Below are 230 nucleotides of genomic sequence, written 5' to 3' on the forward strand. Positions count from 1 at the left end.
GCCCAAAGAGGGCGGGGCCGAAGCGCAGGACAAGGCTGTGCTCGACTTCTTTCCGGGTTCGCTAGCTTACAACGAGGAGACTGGTTGCCCTAAAAATGTCGAACGCGACAAGGAGGGTGAGGTCATCGTCACCGAAGGCCGCACGACGGTCGACGGGTCCTCGCTCCTCTATACCAACGCCGACGGGGAGGGCGAGATGGCGGGGCCGATCAAGCTCGAGCGCCGCAAAG

At 63.0% G+C, this 230-nt stretch carries 1 protein-coding gene; it reads left to right on the top strand.

What is annotated here, in order from left to right; genetic code table 11:
- Positions 1–230 (top strand): hypothetical protein (locus MKR94_RS16920; protein WP_241647944.1); only part of this gene is annotated, 230 nt, incomplete at both ends.

Source organism: Rosenbergiella metrosideri (assembly GCF_022602565.1).
Classification (GTDB): Bacteria; Pseudomonadota; Gammaproteobacteria; order Enterobacterales; family Enterobacteriaceae; genus Rosenbergiella; species Rosenbergiella metrosideri.